The organism is Siccibacter colletis (assembly GCF_000696575.1).
Taxonomy (GTDB): Bacteria; Pseudomonadota; Gammaproteobacteria; order Enterobacterales; family Enterobacteriaceae; genus Siccibacter; species Siccibacter colletis.
In genome coordinates this window covers 130,702-147,909 of sequence record NZ_JMSQ01000005.1, presented here as the reverse complement: position 1 = coordinate 147,909, position 17,208 = coordinate 130,702, and the positions used below count along the sequence as shown (strand labels likewise).

General features: G+C 56.7%; 18 protein-coding genes. 17 read left to right on the top strand and 1 reads right to left on the bottom strand.

Annotated elements, in window-relative coordinates; all coding sequences use genetic code 11:
* Positions 1-6 precede the first annotated feature (6 nt).
* From ET34_RS0105035 to ptsG, 11 genes are all read left to right on the top strand, one after another.
* Complete coding sequence (locus ET34_RS0105035; RefSeq protein WP_031520001.1) at positions 7-960, top strand: beta-ketoacyl-ACP synthase III; 954 nt, start codon at positions 7-9, stop codon at positions 958-960.
* Between the two features lie 18 nt (positions 961-978).
* Positions 979-1,908, top strand: coding sequence for an ACP S-malonyltransferase (gene fabD / locus ET34_RS0105030; RefSeq protein ID WP_031520000.1), 930 nt, complete (start codon positions 979-981; stop codon positions 1,906-1,908).
* Positions 1,909-1,921: 13 nt separating this feature from the next.
* Positions 1,922-2,656 carry a 3-oxoacyl-ACP reductase FabG gene (gene fabG / locus ET34_RS0105025; protein WP_031519998.1) on the top strand — a complete coding sequence of 245 codons (735 nt, stop codon included), beginning with the start codon at positions 1,922-1,924 and terminating at the stop codon, positions 2,654-2,656.
* Between the two features lie 277 nt (positions 2,657-2,933).
* On the top strand, positions 2,934-3,170 hold the full coding sequence (gene acpP / locus ET34_RS0105020; RefSeq protein ID WP_024549485.1) for an acyl carrier protein: 237 nt from the start codon (positions 2,934-2,936) through the stop codon (positions 3,168-3,170).
* An 86-nt stretch (positions 3,171-3,256) separates the two neighbouring features.
* Positions 3,257-4,498 (top strand): beta-ketoacyl-ACP synthase II, encoded by a 1,242-nt coding sequence (fabF, locus tag ET34_RS0105015; RefSeq protein WP_031519996.1) that lies wholly within the window; start codon positions 3,257-3,259, stop codon positions 4,496-4,498.
* 105 nt (positions 4,499-4,603) lie between these two features.
* Positions 4,604-5,404, top strand: coding sequence for an aminodeoxychorismate lyase (gene pabC / locus ET34_RS0105010; protein ID WP_031519994.1), 801 nt, complete (start codon positions 4,604-4,606; stop codon positions 5,402-5,404).
* A gap of 11 nt (positions 5,405-5,415) precedes the next feature.
* A complete protein-coding gene (yceG, locus tag ET34_RS0105005; RefSeq protein ID WP_031519992.1) occupies positions 5,416-6,438 on the top strand; it encodes a cell division protein YceG in 1,023 nt (340 codons plus the stop codon).
* Positions 6,428-7,066 (top strand): dTMP kinase, encoded by a 639-nt coding sequence (tmk, locus tag ET34_RS0105000; protein ID WP_031519990.1) that lies wholly within the window; start codon positions 6,428-6,430, stop codon positions 7,064-7,066. The genes yceG and tmk overlap by 11 nt, the downstream gene beginning before the upstream one ends.
* On the top strand, positions 7,066-8,073 hold the full coding sequence (gene holB, locus ET34_RS0104995; RefSeq protein WP_031519987.1) for a DNA polymerase III subunit delta': 1,008 nt from the start codon (positions 7,066-7,068) through the stop codon (positions 8,071-8,073). Before tmk ends, holB begins: the two co-directional genes overlap by 1 nt.
* A gap of 9 nt (positions 8,074-8,082) precedes the next feature.
* Positions 8,083-8,880 (top strand): metal-dependent hydrolase, encoded by a 798-nt coding sequence (locus tag ET34_RS0104990; RefSeq protein WP_031519985.1) that lies wholly within the window; start codon positions 8,083-8,085, stop codon positions 8,878-8,880.
* A gap of 295 nt (positions 8,881-9,175) precedes the next feature.
* Complete coding sequence (gene ptsG, locus ET34_RS0104985; protein WP_031519983.1) at positions 9,176-10,609, top strand: PTS glucose transporter subunit IIBC; 1,434 nt, start codon at positions 9,176-9,178, stop codon at positions 10,607-10,609.
* Positions 10,610-10,805: 196 nt separating this feature from the next.
* Here ptsG and fhuE read toward each other — a convergent pair whose 3' ends face one another.
* On the bottom strand, positions 10,806-12,980 hold the full coding sequence (fhuE, locus tag ET34_RS0104980) for a ferric-rhodotorulic acid/ferric-coprogen receptor FhuE (protein WP_031519981.1): 2,175 nt from the start codon (positions 12,978-12,980) through the stop codon (positions 10,806-10,808).
* A 339-nt stretch (positions 12,981-13,319) separates the two neighbouring features.
* Here fhuE and hinT point away from each other — a divergent pair, with 339 nt between their 5' ends.
* Genes hinT through ycfP form a run of 6 tightly spaced genes read left to right on the top strand, consistent with a single transcriptional unit; the run spans position 13,320 to position 17,143 of the window.
* Complete coding sequence (gene hinT / locus ET34_RS0104970; RefSeq protein WP_031519979.1) at positions 13,320-13,679, top strand: purine nucleoside phosphoramidase; 360 nt, start codon at positions 13,320-13,322, stop codon at positions 13,677-13,679.
* A gap of 1 nt (position 13,680) precedes the next feature.
* Positions 13,681-14,055: a YcfL family protein gene (locus ET34_RS0104965; protein WP_035890898.1), complete on the top strand. Its 375-nt coding sequence runs from the start codon at positions 13,681-13,683 to the stop codon at positions 14,053-14,055.
* 55 nt (positions 14,056-14,110) lie between these two features.
* On the top strand, positions 14,111-14,719 hold the full coding sequence (gene lpoB / locus ET34_RS0104960; RefSeq protein ID WP_390901335.1) for a penicillin-binding protein activator LpoB: 609 nt from the start codon (positions 14,111-14,113) through the stop codon (positions 14,717-14,719).
* A complete protein-coding gene (thiK, locus tag ET34_RS0104955) occupies positions 14,697-15,521 on the top strand; it encodes a thiamine kinase (protein ID WP_031519974.1) in 825 nt (274 codons plus the stop codon). The genes lpoB and thiK overlap by 23 nt, the downstream gene beginning before the upstream one ends.
* Before the next feature lie 15 nt (positions 15,522-15,536).
* Positions 15,537-16,562: a beta-N-acetylhexosaminidase gene (nagZ, locus tag ET34_RS0104950; protein WP_031519973.1), complete on the top strand. Its 1,026-nt coding sequence runs from the start codon at positions 15,537-15,539 to the stop codon at positions 16,560-16,562.
* A gap of 38 nt (positions 16,563-16,600) precedes the next feature.
* On the top strand, positions 16,601-17,143 hold the full coding sequence (ycfP, locus tag ET34_RS0104945) for an alpha/beta hydrolase YcfP (protein WP_031519971.1): 543 nt from the start codon (positions 16,601-16,603) through the stop codon (positions 17,141-17,143).
* Positions 17,144-17,208 lie beyond the last annotated feature (65 nt).

The window sequence follows — 17,208 nt, the reverse complement described above, 5'->3', positions numbered from 1 at the left end:
GCGTACATGTATACGAAGATTATTGGCACCGGCAGCTATCTGCCTGAGCACGTGCGGACGAACGCCGATCTGGAAAAAATGGTGGATACCTCTGACGAGTGGATTGTCACCCGTACAGGTATTCGCGAGCGCCGTATTGCCGCACCAGGCGAGACCGTATCCACGATGGGATATGAAGCATCGCTGCGTGCGCTTGAGATGGCTGGCGTCGACAAAAATGAGATTGGCCTGATCATTGTTGCAACGACCTCTGCCAGCAATGCTTTCCCAAGCTCCGCATGCGAAATCCAGAACATGCTCAGCATTAAAGGCTGCCCGGCATTTGACGTAGCTGCAGCCTGCGCGGGCTTTACCTACGCGCTCAGCATCGCCGATCAGTACATCAAAAGCGGTGCGGTGAAGTACGCGCTGGTGGTGGGCTCTGACGCGCTGTCCCGTACTCTCGATCCTGAAGATCGCGGTACCATTATTCTGTTTGGCGATGCGGCGGGCGCAGTCGTGCTGGGCGCATCCGAAGAGCCGGGCATTATGTCCACGCATCTGCACGCTGACGGCAGCTACGGTGCGCTGCTGGCGTTGCCGAATAAAGATCGTGCGGATGCAGAAAGCCAGGCGTACCTGACCATGACCGGCAACGAAGTCTTCAAGGTGGCGGTGACAGAGCTGGCGCACATCGTTGATGAAACGCTGGAAGCCAATAATCTCGACCGCGCAGCGCTTGACTGGCTGGTGCCGCATCAGGCGAACCTGCGTATTATCAGCGCGACGGCGAAAAAGCTGAGTATGTCCATGGACAACGTGGTGGTCACGCTTGACCGTCATGGCAACACCTCTGCGGCCTCCGTGCCGGCAGCGCTTGATGAAGCGGTGCGTGACGGACGCATTCAGCGCGGCCATCTGGTGCTGCTCGAAGCCTTCGGCGGCGGTTTCACCTGGGGTTCGGCGCTGGTCCGTTTTTGATTAATAAGGATTAAAAACATGACGCAATTTGCATTTGTTTTCCCGGGGCAGGGCTCTCAGGCTGTGGGCATGCTGTCTGATATGGCGGCAACCTATCCGGTGATTGAAGAGACCTTCCGTGAGGCTTCTGCGGTTTTAGGGTACGACCTCTGGGCGCTGGCGCAGCAAGGCCCGGCTGAAGAACTAAATAAAACCTGGCAGACCCAGCCTGCGCTGCTGACGGCATCTGTTGCCCTGTGGCGTGTATGGCAGCAGCAGGGCGGGAAAACCCCAGCCCTGATGGCCGGTCACAGCCTGGGTGAATACTCCGCGCTGGTTTGTGCGGGCGTAATTGATTTCGCCGATGCGGTGCGTCTGGTTGAGCTGCGCGGTAAGCTGATGCAGGATGCGGTGCCGGAAGGTACTGGCGCAATGTCCGCTATTATAGGGCTTGACGATGCATCTATTGCGAAAGCCTGTGAAGAGTCTGCCCAGGGCCAGGTTGTCTCTCCGGTGAACTTTAACTCTCCGGGGCAGGTGGTAATCGCGGGTAACAAAGAAGCGGTCGAGCGTGCCGGTGCCGCCTGTAAGGCTGCTGGCGCAAAACGTGCGCTGCCGCTGCCGGTTAGCGTTCCGTCTCACTGCGCACTGATGAAGCCTGCCGCCGATAAAATGGCTGTTGAGCTGCAAAACATCACTTTCAATGCGCCTCAGGTGCCAGTCGTCAACAACGTTGACGTGAAGTGTGAAACTGCGCCTGATGCTATTCGTGATGCGCTGGTCCGTCAGCTCTATAGTCCGGTTCAGTGGACGAAGAGCGTAGAATTTATGGCGTCCCAGGGCGTAACTCAGCTTTATGAAGTTGGTCCGGGCAAGGTGCTGACTGGCCTGACCAAACGTATTGTTGACACCCTGAGCGCGGCGGCAATCAATGAGCCGGACGCGATGTCAGCGGCGCTTGAACAATAAAAAGAGGAAAACCATGAGCTTTGAAGGAAAAGTTGCGCTGGTAACCGGTGCAAGTCGTGGCATTGGCCGCGCTATTGCCGAGACCCTGGTCGCGCGCGGTGCGAAAGTGGTGGGTACTGCAACCAGCGAAAGCGGCGCACAGGCTATCAGCGATTATCTGGGTGCTAACGGTAAAGGTCTGATGCTGAACGTGACTGATGCAGCATCTATCGAATCTGTTATGGAAAATATTCGTGCAGAGTTTGGTGAAGTGGATATTCTGGTTAATAACGCCGGTATCACTCGCGACAATCTTCTGATGCGAATGAAAGATGATGAGTGGAACGATATCCTCGAAACCAACCTGTCATCTGTATTCCGTCTGTCAAAAGCGGTAATGCGGGCTATGATGAAGAAGCGTCATGGTCGTATTATCACTATCGGTTCTGTGGTGGGTACCATGGGAAATGCCGGTCAGGCCAACTACGCTGCGGCGAAAGCGGGTCTTATCGGTTTCAGTAAATCGCTGGCGCGTGAAGTCGCGTCGCGCGGTATTACTGTAAACGTTGTTGCTCCGGGCTTTATTGAAACGGACATGACGCGTGCGCTGTCTGAAGATCAGCGTGCGGGTATTCTGGCGCAGGTTCCTGCGGGTCGCTTAGGCGACGCAAAAGAAATCGCCAGCGCGGTAGCATTTTTAGCCTCTGACGAAGCAGGTTACATCTCTGGTGAGACTCTGCACGTCAACGGCGGAATGTATATGGTCTGACCGCACGCTCCTGGACAAATAATTTTGCGGCGTGGTTACAATTGAGACAAACCTCAGGCGTGGTAATTAAAAAACGCCTGAAATATGACTTAACAACCACTTAAGCTAAAGTTTTTGACGTTACCGGGAGCAAAATGATTTGCGTTATCGGGGGTCTTACCCGCAAAATAGCGTAAAATCGTGGTTCGACCAGCCGGGATTTAGTTGCATCTTTTTCAACATTTTATACACTACGAAAACCATCGCGAAAGCGAGTTTTGATAGGAAATTTAAGAGTATGAGCACTATCGAAGAACGCGTTAAGAAAATCATCGGCGAACAGCTGGGCGTTAAGCAGGAAGAAGTTACTAACGGTGCTTCTTTTGTTGAAGACCTGGGCGCTGATTCTCTTGACACCGTTGAGCTGGTAATGGCTCTGGAAGAAGAGTTTGATACTGAGATTCCGGACGAAGAAGCTGAGAAAATCACCACCGTTCAGGCTGCCATTGATTACATCAACGGTCACCAGGCGTAAGTGAACATCTCCAGGCGGTCATTCGACCGCCTGAGTTTTATCTTTTTGTCCCACAAGTATCTTTTTTCCCTCCCTGGAGGACAAACGTGTCTAAGCGTCGTGTAGTTGTGACCGGACTGGGCATGTTGTCTCCTGTCGGCAATACCGTAGAGTCTACCTGGAAAGCTCTCCTTGCCGGTCAGAGCGGCATCAGCCTAATCGACCATTTCGATACTAGCGCCTATGCAACGAAATTTGCTGGCTTAGTAAAGGATTTTAACTGTGATGACTTCATCTCGCGCAAAGATCAGCGCAAGATGGACGCCTTCATTCAATATGGAATTGTCGCCGGCATCCAGGCCATGCAGGATTCTGGCCTTGAAATTACCGAAGAGAATGCAACCCGTATCGGTGCTGCAATCGGCTCCGGTATCGGCGGACTGGGCCTTATCGAAGAGAACCACACCGCGCTTGCGCAGGGTGGCCCTCGTAAAATCAGCCCGTTCTTTGTTCCGTCCACAATCGTAAACATGGTCGCAGGTCACCTGACTATCATGTACGGTCTGCGTGGGCCGAGCATCTCTATTGCGACGGCTTGTACGTCTGGTGTGCATAACATTGGCCAGGCTGCACGTATGATTGCCTATGGCGATGCCGACGCAATGGTTGCTGGCGGTGCAGAGAAAGCCAGTACGCCGCTTGGCGTTGGTGGTTTCGGCGCGGCGCGTGCGCTCTCCACTCGCAATGATAATCCGCAGGCGGCAAGCCGTCCGTGGGATAAAGATCGCGATGGTTTCGTCCTTGGTGACGGTGCCGGTATGATCGTGCTTGAAGAGTACGAGCATGCGAAAAAACGCGGCGCGAAAATCTATTGTGAAATTGTTGGCTTTGGTATGAGCAGCGATGCTTACCATATGACTTCACCGCCGGAAAACGGTGCTGGCGCTGCGCTGGCAATGTCCAACGCGCTGAAAGATGCGGGTATCGCGGCCGGTGAAATTGGCTACGTTAACGCACACGGTACCTCCACGCCGGCAGGTGACGTTGCTGAAGCGCAGGCTGTGAAATCGGTATTTGGCGCGGATGCGAAACGCATTCTGGTCAGCTCCACCAAATCCATGACGGGCCACCTGCTGGGTGCAGCCGGTGCGGTAGAGTCAATCTACTCCATCCTGGCGCTGCGCGATCAGGCGGTACCGCCAACCATCAACCTGGACAACCCTGATGAAGGTTGTGACCTGGACTTCGTTCCGCACGAAGCCCGCCAGGTAAGCGGTCTGGAGTACACCCTGTGTAACTCTTTCGGCTTCGGTGGTACTAACGGCTCGCTGATCTTCAAAAAGATCTGATTCCTGCCCTGAAGGCCCGCGCTGCGGGCCTTTTTCATAAGACATCTCCGCTTGCTCGCCCTTAGTCATCCTGCGACACTATTTCGCTTACCGAAAGGAGCGACAATGTTCTTGATAAACGGTGCATGGCAGGACTCCCTCCCGGCGAATGACAGAGCGATACAGTTTGGTGACGGCTGCTTCACCACCGCCCGTATTCGTGAAGGTCGCGTACAGCTGCTGGACGCGCATCTGGCACGCCTGCGTCTTGCCTGTGAACGGTTATTCATCCCTTTTGATGCCTGGTCAACACTGGAAACCGAAATGGTCGAGTTGGCTAACCGGCAGGTCAATGGGGTGCTGAAGGTAATTATCAGCCGCGGCGGTGGCGGGCGAGGTTATAGCCCTGCTGGCTGCCTTGCCCCGACGCGTCTGCTGAGCATATCCCCGCCGCCGGCCCACTATTCCGCCTGGCGTGAGCAGGGCATCACGCTTACCCTCAGCCCGGTGCGTCTGGGCCGTAACCCTCAGCTCGCCGGCATCAAGCATCTCAACCGCCTGGAGCAGGTGCTGATCCGTTCTCATCTTGAACAGTCTGACGCCGACGAGGCGCTGGTGCTTGACAGCGAAGGGTGGGTTACGGAATGCTGTGCGGCTAATTTATTCTGGCGCCAGAGGAATCAGGTATTTACGCCGCGTCTCGATCAGGCTGGCGTCAATGGTCTGATGCGCCAGCATATTTTGTCCTGCCTGCAGCAAAGTGAATGGCAGGTTCACGAGGTAAACGCAACCGCAGCGGCGCTTGAGGAGGCGGAAGAAGTGCTGATCTGCAATGCCCTTATGCCCCTCGTGCCGGTTAACGCGCTTGACGGCAAACGCTGGACCGCGCGTGAGCTTTACCACTTTTTAGCCCCACACTGTGAGTGACCGATATCGTCATGAAAAAGATGTTACGTTTCGCTGTGCTGGTACTGGTTGTCCTTGGGGTAGCCGCAGGCGCTGGCTTATGGAAAGTCCGCCAGCTTGCCGACAGCAAAATTACGGTAAAAGAAGAAACCATTTTTACCCTCAAACAGGGCACCGGGCGTATTGCCCTCGGCAAGCAGCTCTACGATGAAAAAATCATCACCCGTCCGCGCGTGTTTCAGTGGCTGCTGCGGGCAGAGCCCGAACTGGCTAACTTCAAAGCCGGAACCTACCGCCTGACGCCGGAGATGACGGTGCGTGACGCACTCCGGTTGCTGGCCAGCGGTAAAGAAGCGCAGTTCCCGCTACGCCTTGTTGAAGGGATGCGTCTGAGCGACTGGCTGAAACAGTTGCACGATGCCCCCCACATCAAACATACCCTGCCGGACGCGAACTATGAGACGGTCGCCAAAGCGGTCGGCATTGATAATCCGCAGTGGGTCGAGGGCTGGTTCTGGCCAGACACCTGGTCTTATACCGCGCATACCACCGATGTCACCATCCTGAAGCGCGCTCATGCCAGAATGGTGAAGGCCGTTGATGAAGCCTGGGAAGGGCGAGCGCCGGGTCTGCCTTATAAAGACAAAAACCAGCTGGTGACAATGGCCTCTATTATTGAGAAAGAGACGGCAGTAGCCAGCGAACGCGATCGGGTCGCCTCGGTATTTATTAACCGTCTGCGCATCGGCATGCGTCTGCAGACCGACCCGACGGTGATCTATGGTATGGGGGAGACCTATAACGGGAATATCACCCGCAAGGATCTCGAAACACCCACGCCGTACAATACTTACGTGATTTCCGGACTGCCGCCCGGGCCGATCGCGATGCCGGGTCAGGCGTCATTGACCGCCGCCGCGCATCCGGCGAAGACCTCTTACCTTTATTTCGTTGCGGATGGTAAAGGCGGACACGCATTCACTACCAATCTCAGCAGCCATAATCAGGCCGTGCAGGCTTATCTGAAGTCGCTTAAGGGCAAGAATGAGAAGTAAATTTATCGTTATCGAAGGGCTGGAAGGTGCAGGTAAAACCACCGCCCGCAACGTGGTCATTGATACCCTCAAAGCACAGGGTGTTACCGACCTCGTTTTCACCCGCGAGCCGGGAGGCACCGTGCTGGCGGAGAAACTGCGCAGTCTGGTGCTGGATATCAAGTCGGTAGGGGAAGAGACCATTACCGACCACGCGGAAGTGCTGCTGTTTTATGCTGCGCGCGTTCAGCTGGTTGAGACGGTGATCAAACCCGCGCTGGCGCGCGGTGCCTGCGTGATCGGCGATCGTCACGATCTCTCCACCCAGGCCTATCAGGGCGGCGGACGCGGCATCGATCCGACTATGCTGGCGACCCTGCGCCAGACCGTGCTCGGCGACTTTGCGCCCGATCTGACGCTCTATCTCGACGTCACCCCTGAGGTCGGACTGAAGCGCGCCCGCGCGCGTGGAGAGCTGGATCGCATTGAGCAGGAGTCGCTCGACTTCTTCAACCGCACCCGCGCACGTTACCTGGAACTGGCGGCGGCTACGCCATCCATCAAAACCATCGATGCCACGCGCTCGCTGGATGAGGTGACGCACGACATTCGCGAAACCGTGTGTCGCTGGATGGAGGCGCAGGCCTGATGAAATGGTATCCGTGGCTGCGTCCGTCGTTTGAGCATCTGGTGTCCCAGCATCAGGCCGGGCGCGGGCACCATGCGTTACTGATTCACGCACTGCCCGGCATGGGCGATGAGGCGCTGATTTACGCCCTTGGCCGCTGGCTGATGTGTCAGCAACCGGATGGTCAGAAAAGCTGCGGCCAGTGCCGGAGCTGTCAGCTGATGCAGGCCAGTACCCATCCTGACTATTACCTGGTCGAGCCGGAAAAGGGCAAAGCCAGCCTCGGGATTGACGCCATCCGTGCGGTCAGCGAAAAGCTCTACGAACATGCGCGACTGGGTGGGGCAAAAGTGGTGTGGATTGCCGATGCGGCGCAGCTGACCGAGGCGGCGGCCAATGCCTTGCTGAAAACCCTGGAAGAGCCGCCGGAAAATACCTGGTTTTTGCTGGGCTGCCGCACGCCGGAAAATCTGCTGGCAACCCTGCGCAGCCGCTGTTTTTACTGGCATATCCCGGTGCCGGAAGAGCGTTACGCGCTGGCGTGGCTGGCGCGTGAAAAACCCGCCACTCCGGATGAGCTGAGTGCAGCGCTGCGCCTGAGCGGCGGTGCGCCCGCGGCAGCGCTGACGCTATTGGACGATCAGGCCCGCGAGGCGCGTCATCAGCTGTGCGTGGCGACAGACGGCGCGCTCAGCCAGCAGGATTTTCTGTCGCTGCTGACCGTGCTCAATCACGACAGCGCCCCGATGCGGCTGTACTGGCTCTCTGCGCTGCTGCTTGATGCAGTGAAATGGCAGCAGGGTGCCGCGCGCTGGCTGACGAATCCCGACAGACAGCCGCTGGTGGAGCGTCTCGCCGCGCAGCTCACCGTTTCGCAACTGCAGCACTGCCTGCATTCGCTGTTTCGCACCCGCGAGCAGCTGCTGCGGGTCGCGGGCGTCAACCGCGAACTGCTGCTGACCGATTTGCTGTTATCCTGGGAGCAGATGCTCACGTCAGGCGTACAGCGTCCCCTTTTTCATCTGTAGAGAATGATTATGTTTTTAGTTGATTCCCACTGCCACCTCGACGGTCTGGATTACCAGACGCTGCATAAAAATGTCGGTGACGTGCTGGAAAAAGCCGCTGCGCGCGACGTGAAGTTTTTCCTCGCCGTTGCCACTACGCTGCCGGGCTACAGCGCTATGCGCGAGCTGGTGGGGCAGCGCGACAACGTGGTGTTCTCCTGTGGCGTTCATCCGCTCAATCAGGATGAGCCTTATGAGGTCGACACCCTGCGTCGGCTGGCGGCGGAAGAGGGCGTCGTGGCGATGGGCGAAACCGGGCTCGACTACTTCTATACCCCTGAAACCAAAGCGACCCAGCAGGCGTCGTTCCGCAACCATATCCGCATTGGACGCGAGCTTAACAAGCCGGTAATTGTACACACGCGCGATGCCCGGGAAGACACGCTGGCGATTTTACGCGAGGAAAAGGTGACGGATTGCGGTGGCGTACTACACTGTTTCACTGAAGATCGGGAAACCGCAGGCAAGCTGCTGGATATGGGATTCTATATTTCGTTCTCAGGCATTGTCACTTTCCGCAATGCTGAGCAGCTGCGTGACGCAGCGCGTTACGTGCCGCTGGACCGGCTGCTGGTTGAAACCGATTCTCCATACCTTGCGCCGGTTCCGCATCGTGGCAAAGAGAATCAGCCGGCCCTGGTGCGCGACGTGGCAGAATACATGGCGGTACTGAAAGGCGTTTCGCTGGAAGAGCTGGCATCGGCAACCACGCACAACTTTGCCACGCTGTTTCATATCGACCCGTCCCGCCTGCAAAATAGCCAATAGCCTAATTATTTTATTGCTCGTAATTAAGTAGTGAAGCGCGTAGAGTTCACCGCCAAAATCCAGGCGGTGAAGCTGTTTTCGCGGCCTGCTTAAGCGTCAGATTGTAAAGAAATTTAACTTTTTCTGAGGGTGGTTGCTGAAACGTGACTACCGTCAAACAAAAAAAACGCGATTTATTTTACTCTGCGTAATAAATAAAGGGCGCTCAGATGCCCTGTTTTATGGCCTGTTTCTCCCCACAGGCAATGCGTGATAAGCGTAAAAAAAGCACAAATACTCAGGAGCACTCTCAATTATGTTCAAGAATGCATTTGCTAACCTGCAGAAGGTGGGTAAATCGCTGATGCTGCCGGTCTCCGTACTGCCTATCGCAGGTATCCTGCTGGGCGTCGGTTCCGCTAACTTCAGCTGGCTGCCAGCAGTGGTTTCCCATGTGATGGCGGAAGCGGGCGGTTCCGTGTTCGCCAACATGCCGCTGATCTTCGCCATCGGCGTGGCGCTGGGCTTCACCAATAACGACGGCGTATCCGGCCTGGCCGCGGTCGTTGCGTATGGCATCATGGTGAAAACCATGGCGGTGGTTGCGCCGCTGGTGCTGCACTTACCGGCTGAAGAGATCGCCTCACAACACCTGGCGGATACCGGTGTGCTGGGCGGTATCATCGCGGGTGCTATCGCAGCCTACATGTTCAACCGTTTCTACCGTATTAAGCTCCCTGAGTATCTGGGCTTCTTCGCGGGCAAACGCTTTGTGCCGATTATTTCCGGCCTGACCGCTATCATCATGGGCGTGCTGCTGTCCTTCATCTGGCCGCCGGTGGGTAGCGCTATCCAGACCTTCTCCCAGTGGGCTGCTTATCAGAACCCGGTAGTCGCGTTTGGTATCTACGGCTTCATCGAGCGTAGCCTGGTGCCGTTCGGCCTGCACCATATCTGGAACGTACCTTTCCAGATGCAGATTGGTGAATTCACCAACGCTGCCGGTCAGGTGTTCCACGGTGATATCCCGCGTTACATGGCAGGCGACCCGACCGCAGGTAAACTCTCTGGTGGCTTCCTGTTCAAAATGTACGGTCTGCCGGCTGCCGCTATCGCCATCTGGCACTCTGCTAAACCAGAGAACCGCGCGAAAGTGGGCGGGATCATGATCTCCGCGGCGCTGACCTCGTTCCTGACCGGTATCACCGAGCCGATCGAGTTCTCCTTCATGTTCGTTGCGCCGATCCTGTACGTGATCCACGCGGTACTGGCTGGCCTGGCGTTCCCGATCTGTATCCTGCTGGGTATGCGTGACGGTACCAGCTTCTCCCACGGCCTGATCGACTTCGTGGTGCTGAGCGGTAACGGCAGCAACCTGTGGCTGTTCCCGGTTGTGGGTCTGTGCTACGCGGCCATCTACTACACCGTGTTCCGCGTGCTGATTAAAGCGCTGGATCTGAAAACGCCAGGTCGTGAAGACGCGACGGAAGATGCCAAAGCAGGCGCGACCAGTGAAATGGCTCCGGCTCTGGTTGCTGCCTTCGGTGGCAAAGAGAACATCACTAACCTTGATGCCTGTATCACTCGTCTGCGCGTCAGCGTGGCCGACGTGGCTAAAGTTGACCAGTCCGGCCTGAAAAAGCTGGGTGCGGCAGGTGTGGTGGTTGCTGGTTCCGGTGTTCAGGCTATCTTCGGTACTAAATCCGATAACCTGAAAACGGAAATGGATGAGTACATCCGTAACAGCTAAGCCATAAAGGTTGGGGAGACTAAGGGAGGCCGATGGCCTCCCTTTTTTATGGGCGGCGTTGTATTAAGCGCTGTTCCGGCCACAGGGCAGGTTTACGTGCCATCACTGCCACAGAACCGTGCTGAGAGCAGGGCGCTGATGTCCAGACAAAAAGAAAGGGAACCATCAGGCTCCCTTAATTCGTTACGCGGTACTATCAGAAACTGTAGTTCGCGGTCAGCGAGAAGTTACGCGGCGCGCCGTAGATATAAGACTGGCCCACGTTAGTGTCGTACTCTTTATCCAGCAGGTTGTTCAGATTCGCCTGGACAGAAAGCTCTTTGGTGACCTGATAACGACCGAACAGATTTACCAGTGCATAGCTACCCTGATCGGCGCGGAACGTGCCGAAGCCAGTGCTGACATAAGAATAGGTATGGTTCTGCCAGTTCACGCCACCACCCAGCGTCAGATCCTGCAGCATCGGCAGGCGATAGCTGGTAAACAACTTCACGCTGGTACGCGGCAGGTCGGCATTAACCGCCTTACCTTCGCTGTCTGTAGCAACGTAGCGGGTGGCACCAAAGGTCATCTGCCAGTTATCGGTCAGTGCGCCGTTAACTTCCAGCTCAACGCCTTTGCTCACTGTGCCATCTTCGCCGCGATAAGCTGTTTCGTTAGAAGAGCCCGGGATCGGCTGACCAGTGCTGACGCCAAGGTTATCCTGCTCAATGCGGAACACTGCCAGGGAGGTCGTGAGACGGCTGTTCATCCAGTCAGATTTCACACCCAGTTCATAGTTTTTACCGGTAATAGGTGCCAGATATTTTCCGCTGATGTCGCGCACGGTCTGCGGCTGGAAAATAGAGGTATAGCTGGCGTAGGTTGACCAGTTATCGTTGATGTCCAGCACCAGCCCGGCATACGGCGTGGTGTTATTTTTTTCCATGTGCTGCGTCAGCGTGTCCGTACTCCATTTGGTGTAACGGGCACCCACAATAAGATGCAGCGGATCGGCCAGTGAGATACGCGTTGCGGTATAGGCAGATTTGATGTGGATCTTATCTTCCTGCGCCAGGGCGAGGTCGCCCCAGTTGGTTTCCGGGATGTTACCGTTGTAATTGCCGAAATTGCCAACTTCATCAGCGTAAATGTTTGCCCAGGAGTTCAGGTAACGGTTGTGCTGTTTACTGTAATTCGCACCCACCATCAGCTGATGTTCACGACCGAGAAGCTCGTAAGGTCCGCTGGCGTACAGGTCTAACGCATCCACTTTACGCTTGCCGGTGTTGTAGCCGGTTCCGCCCACCATATAACCTGGCCCGTAAATGCTGTCCAGATTGCCGGTCGACTCATCCAGTACGGCGTCAATATACGAGGTACGGCCGTCAAGTTTGGTTTCGGTATGCGTGCCGTTCAGGGTCGCTTCCCAGTTGTTATCGAAACGCTGCTTCAGCATCACAAAGACCTTATTCATGTCTTTGTCATTGTAAGCCCAGTCAGGTGCGGTGCTGCGGCTGCGATCGTAGCGAATAGCGCCGCCATTCGTATTCCAGCGCGGCAGACCGCCCCAGGTCGGGCTGTTAACGTTGATCTGCTGGTATTCATAGCCTACAGACAGGCTGGTTGCATCGGTCAGATCGGTATCCAGTACTCCGTAGAAGAATTTTTTCTGCTGGTTATAGCGGTCGAGCCAGCTGTCATTATCCTGGTAACCGGTCACAACACGACCACGAATACGTCCGTCTTCTGTCAGCGGTGACTGTACGTCCACTACGTAGCGCTGCTTATTCCAGCTGCCATACTCTGCAGAGACATTGCCTTTGAATTCACGGCTGTCAGCGTGCTTACGTACCATATTGATGGATGCAGACGGATTACCCGCTCCGCTCATCAGGCCGGTAGCGCCACGTACCACTTCGATGCGCTCAAGCAATGCGGTATCCGACTGCGCATCGCCCAGATTCCAGCGCGACTCGAAGTAGGTAGGAATACCATCAACCATATAGTTATCGATCTCAAACCCGCGCGAATAATATGAAACGCGGTCAGAGTCGGCCTGATTTGCGGTAATACCCGTGGTGTTAGACAGTACATCGCCCAGCGTATTCAACTGCTGGTCCTTCATACGCTGCTCGCTGATGATGCTCACCGACTGCGGGATGTCGCGCTGAATCAATGACATTTTGGTACCGGCGCTGGTCACCTTGACGCTGTAATCCTGAGAGTTATCAGCTGGAGCGCTGGCAGACGTCGCATCCACCACAATCGTATCGTTAGGTGCCGCGAATACCGCCGGGCTGGTCAGCGCGGCGGCAATGCTTAATGCGAGCAGGGAAGGAAGGTGCGACGCCGGCGACGAGCCACGAACGCGGGTTGCTTCAAAAGCCATGTTTTACCCTTAAGAAGAAGGATGCTGTGCATCTGGTTATTAAATTGCGATTCTCTTCTGAGGTGTCCGCTGCTGATGAATAGATATCGCGAATAACTGAATGAACTTTCCGGTGTCAATAAAAATGAGAACTATAATCATTAGTCTTACCGCTGTAAACAAATGTAAGAGCTGTAACAGCAACAACGGCGGAGATTAACGTCAGAGTGAATTAGCCAGAGCGGTAATCAGAACACCCGCAAACAGTAAGCGCAGGCCATATAAAGAAAAACCGGTCAAAGGTTGAAAGGACTGGATTATCTCGCTCATACTCTATGGATTACAAAAGAGGGATTACACATGGCCGAAGAAACGATTTTCAGTAAAATTATCCGCCGCGAAATTCCCGCGGACGTGGTTTATCAGGACGAGCTGGTCACCGCTTTTCGCGATATCTCCCCGCAGGCACCCACGCACATTCTTATCGTTCCAAACGTACTCATTCCCACAGTGAATGATGTCACCGCCGATCACGAGCAGGCGCTGGGCCGGCTGTTCACCGTGGCAGCAAAAATTGCCCGCGACGAAGGGATTGATGAAGACGGCTATCGTCTGATCATGAACTGCAACCGTCACGGCGGACAGGAGGTTTACCACATCCATATGCATCTGGTGGGTGGCCGCGCGCTGGGTCCAATGCTGTCTCACAAAGGGCTGTGATATGACGCCTGCACGCCTCGTCGCGCTGTTGTTTGCTCTAACGCTGGCCGGTTGCGGCTCGTCGCCGCAGATCCCGGTGAATGAGGATCAGACGCTGGTGCTGGAGTCAGCCGTGCTGGCAGCAGGCATTACGGCGGAAAAACCGGAGTATTCCAGCGAAAATATTACCCCCTCTGCGTCATCCAGAATTTACAATGAAAGAGATAAACCGGTAACGGTGAGCTATCGTTTTTACTGGTATGACGCTAAAGGGCTGGAAATGCACCCGCTTGAAGCCCCCCGCACCGTGACCATTCCGGCGCATTCAGGGGTATCCGTCTTTGCCAGCTCCCACTATCTGGGCGCGCGGAAAGTCCGGCTTTATCTTTATCTCTAAGAGGTGAAACTTGATCAGGGAATTACGTCGTTATGCGCTACTGACTACGGTAGCGATGTTTTTATCGGGATGTATTATGCAGGGCGAACAGCAGCCTGCGCCGGTCGATCAGGCGGGCCCCGGCACTGCCCAACCTCAGCCGCCGCAGCAGACGCTGCCTGGCGTGCCTGAGATCCCGCCGGTGCCGTCTCAACCGGGTCCGATCACCGAACAGCCGCAGCCGACCACCCCGGAACCGAAGGTGCGTCACTACGACTGGAACGGGGCGATGCAGCCGATGGTTGGCAAAATGCTCCAGGCCGACGGCGTGAACGCGGGCAGCGTACTGCTGGTGGATAGCGTCAACAACCGTACCAACGGCTCGCTGCAGAGCGGTCCGGCGACCGAAGCGCTGCACGGCGCGCTCGGGAACAACGGCAAGTTCACCCTGGTCTCCGCGCAGCAGCTGGCGCAGGCCAAACAGCAGCTCGGCCTCTCCGCTCAGGACAGCCTCGGCTCGCGCAGTAAAGCCATTGGTATTGCCCGCAACGTGGGCGCGCAGTACGTGCTGTACAGCAGCGCGACTGGCAACGTCAACGCCCCGACGCTGCAGATGCAGCTGATGCTGGTACAAACCGGCGAAATCATCTGGTCAGGTAAAGGTGCAGTACAACAAACCCAGTGATGCATCGCTGGATGCGTTTTTGACACGACACTTTCCGGCGGCGCAAGCCGCCGGTTCGCTATCTGCGCTCCGGGGATTAAGCGGCAGCAGCGTGCTGGTGGACACCCCGCAGGGCCAGCGTCTGGTGCGGCAGCGCAATGCCAGTCTCGTCACCCGTGCCGCATTCGCGCGCCAGTACCGGGCGCTGCGCCAGCTGCCTGCCGACATCGCGCCGCACGTCTGGTGCCGCGAGGGGGACTGGCTGATGCTCGATTATCTGCCGGGCGAGGTGAAAACCTCGCTCCCCCCCGTGCCGCAACTCGCCGCGTTACTGTATCATCTGCACCGGCAACCCCGCTTCGGCTGGCGTATCACGCTGCTGCCGCTGCTGCAAAACTACTGGCAGACCAGTGCTCCGCAGCGGCGAACGCTGTTCTGGCTACGCCGCCTGCGCGCGCTGGCGCGGCAGGGGGAACCCAGGCCGCTACGCCTCAGGCCGCTGCATATGGATGTTCATCCCGGCAATCTGGTGTGGCAGGGCGATACGCCGCGCCTGATTGACTGGGAATACGCCGGCGACGGCGATGTCGCGCTGGAGCTGGCGGCGGTGTGGGCCGACGCGTCAGTGCGTGATGCGCTGACGCAACACTATGCGCAGCTAAGCGGTATCGATGCCTCTGCGCTGCGCAGCCAGGTGCGCCGCTGGCAGCCGTGGGTAGAGATGCTGATAGCTGGCTGGTACGAACAGCGCTTTCAGCAGACGCAGGAACAACAATTTATCGCCCTCGCGGATGAGGCCTGGAGCCAGGCGCGGGCGAGGTAACAGAGAGAGGTGGATGTGGGTCCGGTAATGTTGGATGTGGCAGGCTTTGAGCTGGATGCCGAAGAGCGTGAAATTTTACATCATCCGCTGGTGGGCGGGCTGATCCTGTTTACCCGTAACTATCACGATCCGGCGCAGCTGCGTGAGCTGGTACGTCAGATCCGTGCCGCGTCGCGCCATCGTCTGGTGATCGCCGTGGATCAGGAGGGCGGGCGCGTCCAGCGTTTCCGCGAGGGGTTTACGCGTCTGCCTGCCGCGCAGTCATTCGCGGCGCTGCTGGGCGCGGAAGAGGGAGGGCGGCTGGCGCACGAAGCCGGCTGGCTGATGGCCTGCGAAATGATTGCCCAGGACATCGACATCAGCTTCGCCCCGGTGCTTGACGTGGGCCATATCAGCGCCGCTATCGGCGAGCGCGCCTGGCACGATGAACCCGCTCAGGCGCTGGCGATGGCAACGCGTTTTATCGACGGCATGCATGAAGCCGGTATGAAAACCACCGGCAAGCATTTCCCTGGCCACGGCGCGGTGACGGCGGATTCACACAAAGAGACGCCTGTCGATCCGCGCCCGCTGGATACCATTCGCCGCCACGATATGTCGATATTTACGCGTCTGATCAGCGACAACAAGCTCGATGCGATTATGCCAGCCCACGTTATTTATCCGGAAGCCGATGCGCGCCCGGCCAGCGGTTCGCCGTACTGGCTGCAAACCATTCTACGCAGCGAACTGGGGTTCAACGGCGTGATCTTCTCCGACGACCTGTCGATGGAAGGGGCGGCGGTGATGGGCAGCTATGCCGAGCGTGGTCAGGCGTCGCTGGACGCGGGTTGCGATATGATCCTCGTCTGCAATAATCGTAAGGGTGCGGTAAGCGTGCTGGATAACCTGTCGGCGATCAACGCTGAGCGTGTTACAAATTTGTATCATACCGGCTCATTTACCCGTCAGGAACTCATGTCGTCCCCGCGCTGGAAGGCGGCAAACGCAGCGCTGACGCAGCTGCATGAGCGCTGGGAAACGGCGAAGTCCACCCGGTGAAACCTGCCTGACGGCCCGGTTGATATGGTGAGGAAGCGATGATTATCTACTTACACGGTTTCGACTCGAACAGCCCCGGTAACCACGAGAAAGTGCTGCAGCTGCAGTTCATTGATCCTGACGTGCGGCTTATCAGCTACAGCACCCGGCACCCGAAGCACGATATGCAGCACCTGTTGCGTGAAGTGGACAAAATGCTTCAGCTCAATGTCGACGATCGCCCGCTGATCTGCGGCGTCGGGCTGGGCGGTTTCTGGGCCGAACGCATCGGCTTTCTGTGCGACATGCGCCAGGTGATCTTCAACCCGAACCTGTTTCCTGAGGAAAATATGGAGGGCAAGATCGACCGTCCGGAGGAGTATCTCGATATCGCGACCAAGTGCGTGGAAAACTTCCGCGAAAAGAACCGCGATCGCTGCCTGACCATCCTTTCGCGTCAGGATGAGGCGCTCGACAGTCAGCGCACCGCCTCGCTGCTGCACCACTACTATGAAATTGTCTGGGATGAGGAGCAGGGCCACAAGTTCAAGAATATCTCACCCCATCTGCAGCGTATTAAGGCGTTCAAAACCCTGGGCTAAGGCCTGGCGTGATCAACAGCGGGTCAGACCTGCGCTGGCCCGTTTCTTTTTTTGCCTCTCAGAAA

Bases quoted from the DNA above. Each gene is read 5' to 3' on its own strand.
- fabD (WP_031520000.1), top strand. From the start codon at position 979: ATGACGCAATTTGCATTTGTTTTCCCGGGGCAGGGCTCTCAGGCTGTG.
- ptsG (WP_031519983.1), top strand. From the start codon at position 9,176: ATGTTCAAGAATGCATTTGCTAACCTGCAGAAGGTGGGTAAATCGCTG.
- ET34_RS0104990 (WP_031519985.1), top strand. From the start codon at position 8,083: ATGTTTTTAGTTGATTCCCACTGCCACCTCGACGGTCTGGATTACCAG.
- pabC (WP_031519994.1), top strand. From the start codon at position 4,604: ATGTTCTTGATAAACGGTGCATGGCAGGACTCCCTCCCGGCGAATGAC.
- holB (WP_031519987.1), top strand. From the start codon at position 7,066: ATGAAATGGTATCCGTGGCTGCGTCCGTCGTTTGAGCATCTGGTGTCC.
- acpP (WP_024549485.1), top strand. From the start codon at position 2,934: ATGAGCACTATCGAAGAACGCGTTAAGAAAATCATCGGCGAACAGCTG.
- ycfP (WP_031519971.1), top strand. From the start codon at position 16,601: ATGATTATCTACTTACACGGTTTCGACTCGAACAGCCCCGGTAACCAC.
- fhuE (WP_031519981.1), bottom strand. From the start codon at position 12,980: ATGGCTTTTGAAGCAACCCGCGTTCGTGGCTCGTCGCCGGCGTCGCAC.
- lpoB (WP_390901335.1), top strand. From the start codon at position 14,111: ATGTTTTTATCGGGATGTATTATGCAGGGCGAACAGCAGCCTGCGCCG.
- yceG (WP_031519992.1), top strand. From the start codon at position 5,416: ATGAAAAAGATGTTACGTTTCGCTGTGCTGGTACTGGTTGTCCTTGGG.
- ET34_RS0105035 (WP_031520001.1), top strand. From the start codon at position 7: ATGTATACGAAGATTATTGGCACCGGCAGCTATCTGCCTGAGCACGTG.
- ET34_RS0104965 (WP_035890898.1), top strand. From the start codon at position 13,681: ATGACGCCTGCACGCCTCGTCGCGCTGTTGTTTGCTCTAACGCTGGCC.
- fabG (WP_031519998.1), top strand. From the start codon at position 1,922: ATGAGCTTTGAAGGAAAAGTTGCGCTGGTAACCGGTGCAAGTCGTGGC.
- hinT (WP_031519979.1), top strand. From the start codon at position 13,320: ATGGCCGAAGAAACGATTTTCAGTAAAATTATCCGCCGCGAAATTCCC.
- tmk (WP_031519990.1), top strand. From the start codon at position 6,428: ATGAGAAGTAAATTTATCGTTATCGAAGGGCTGGAAGGTGCAGGTAAA.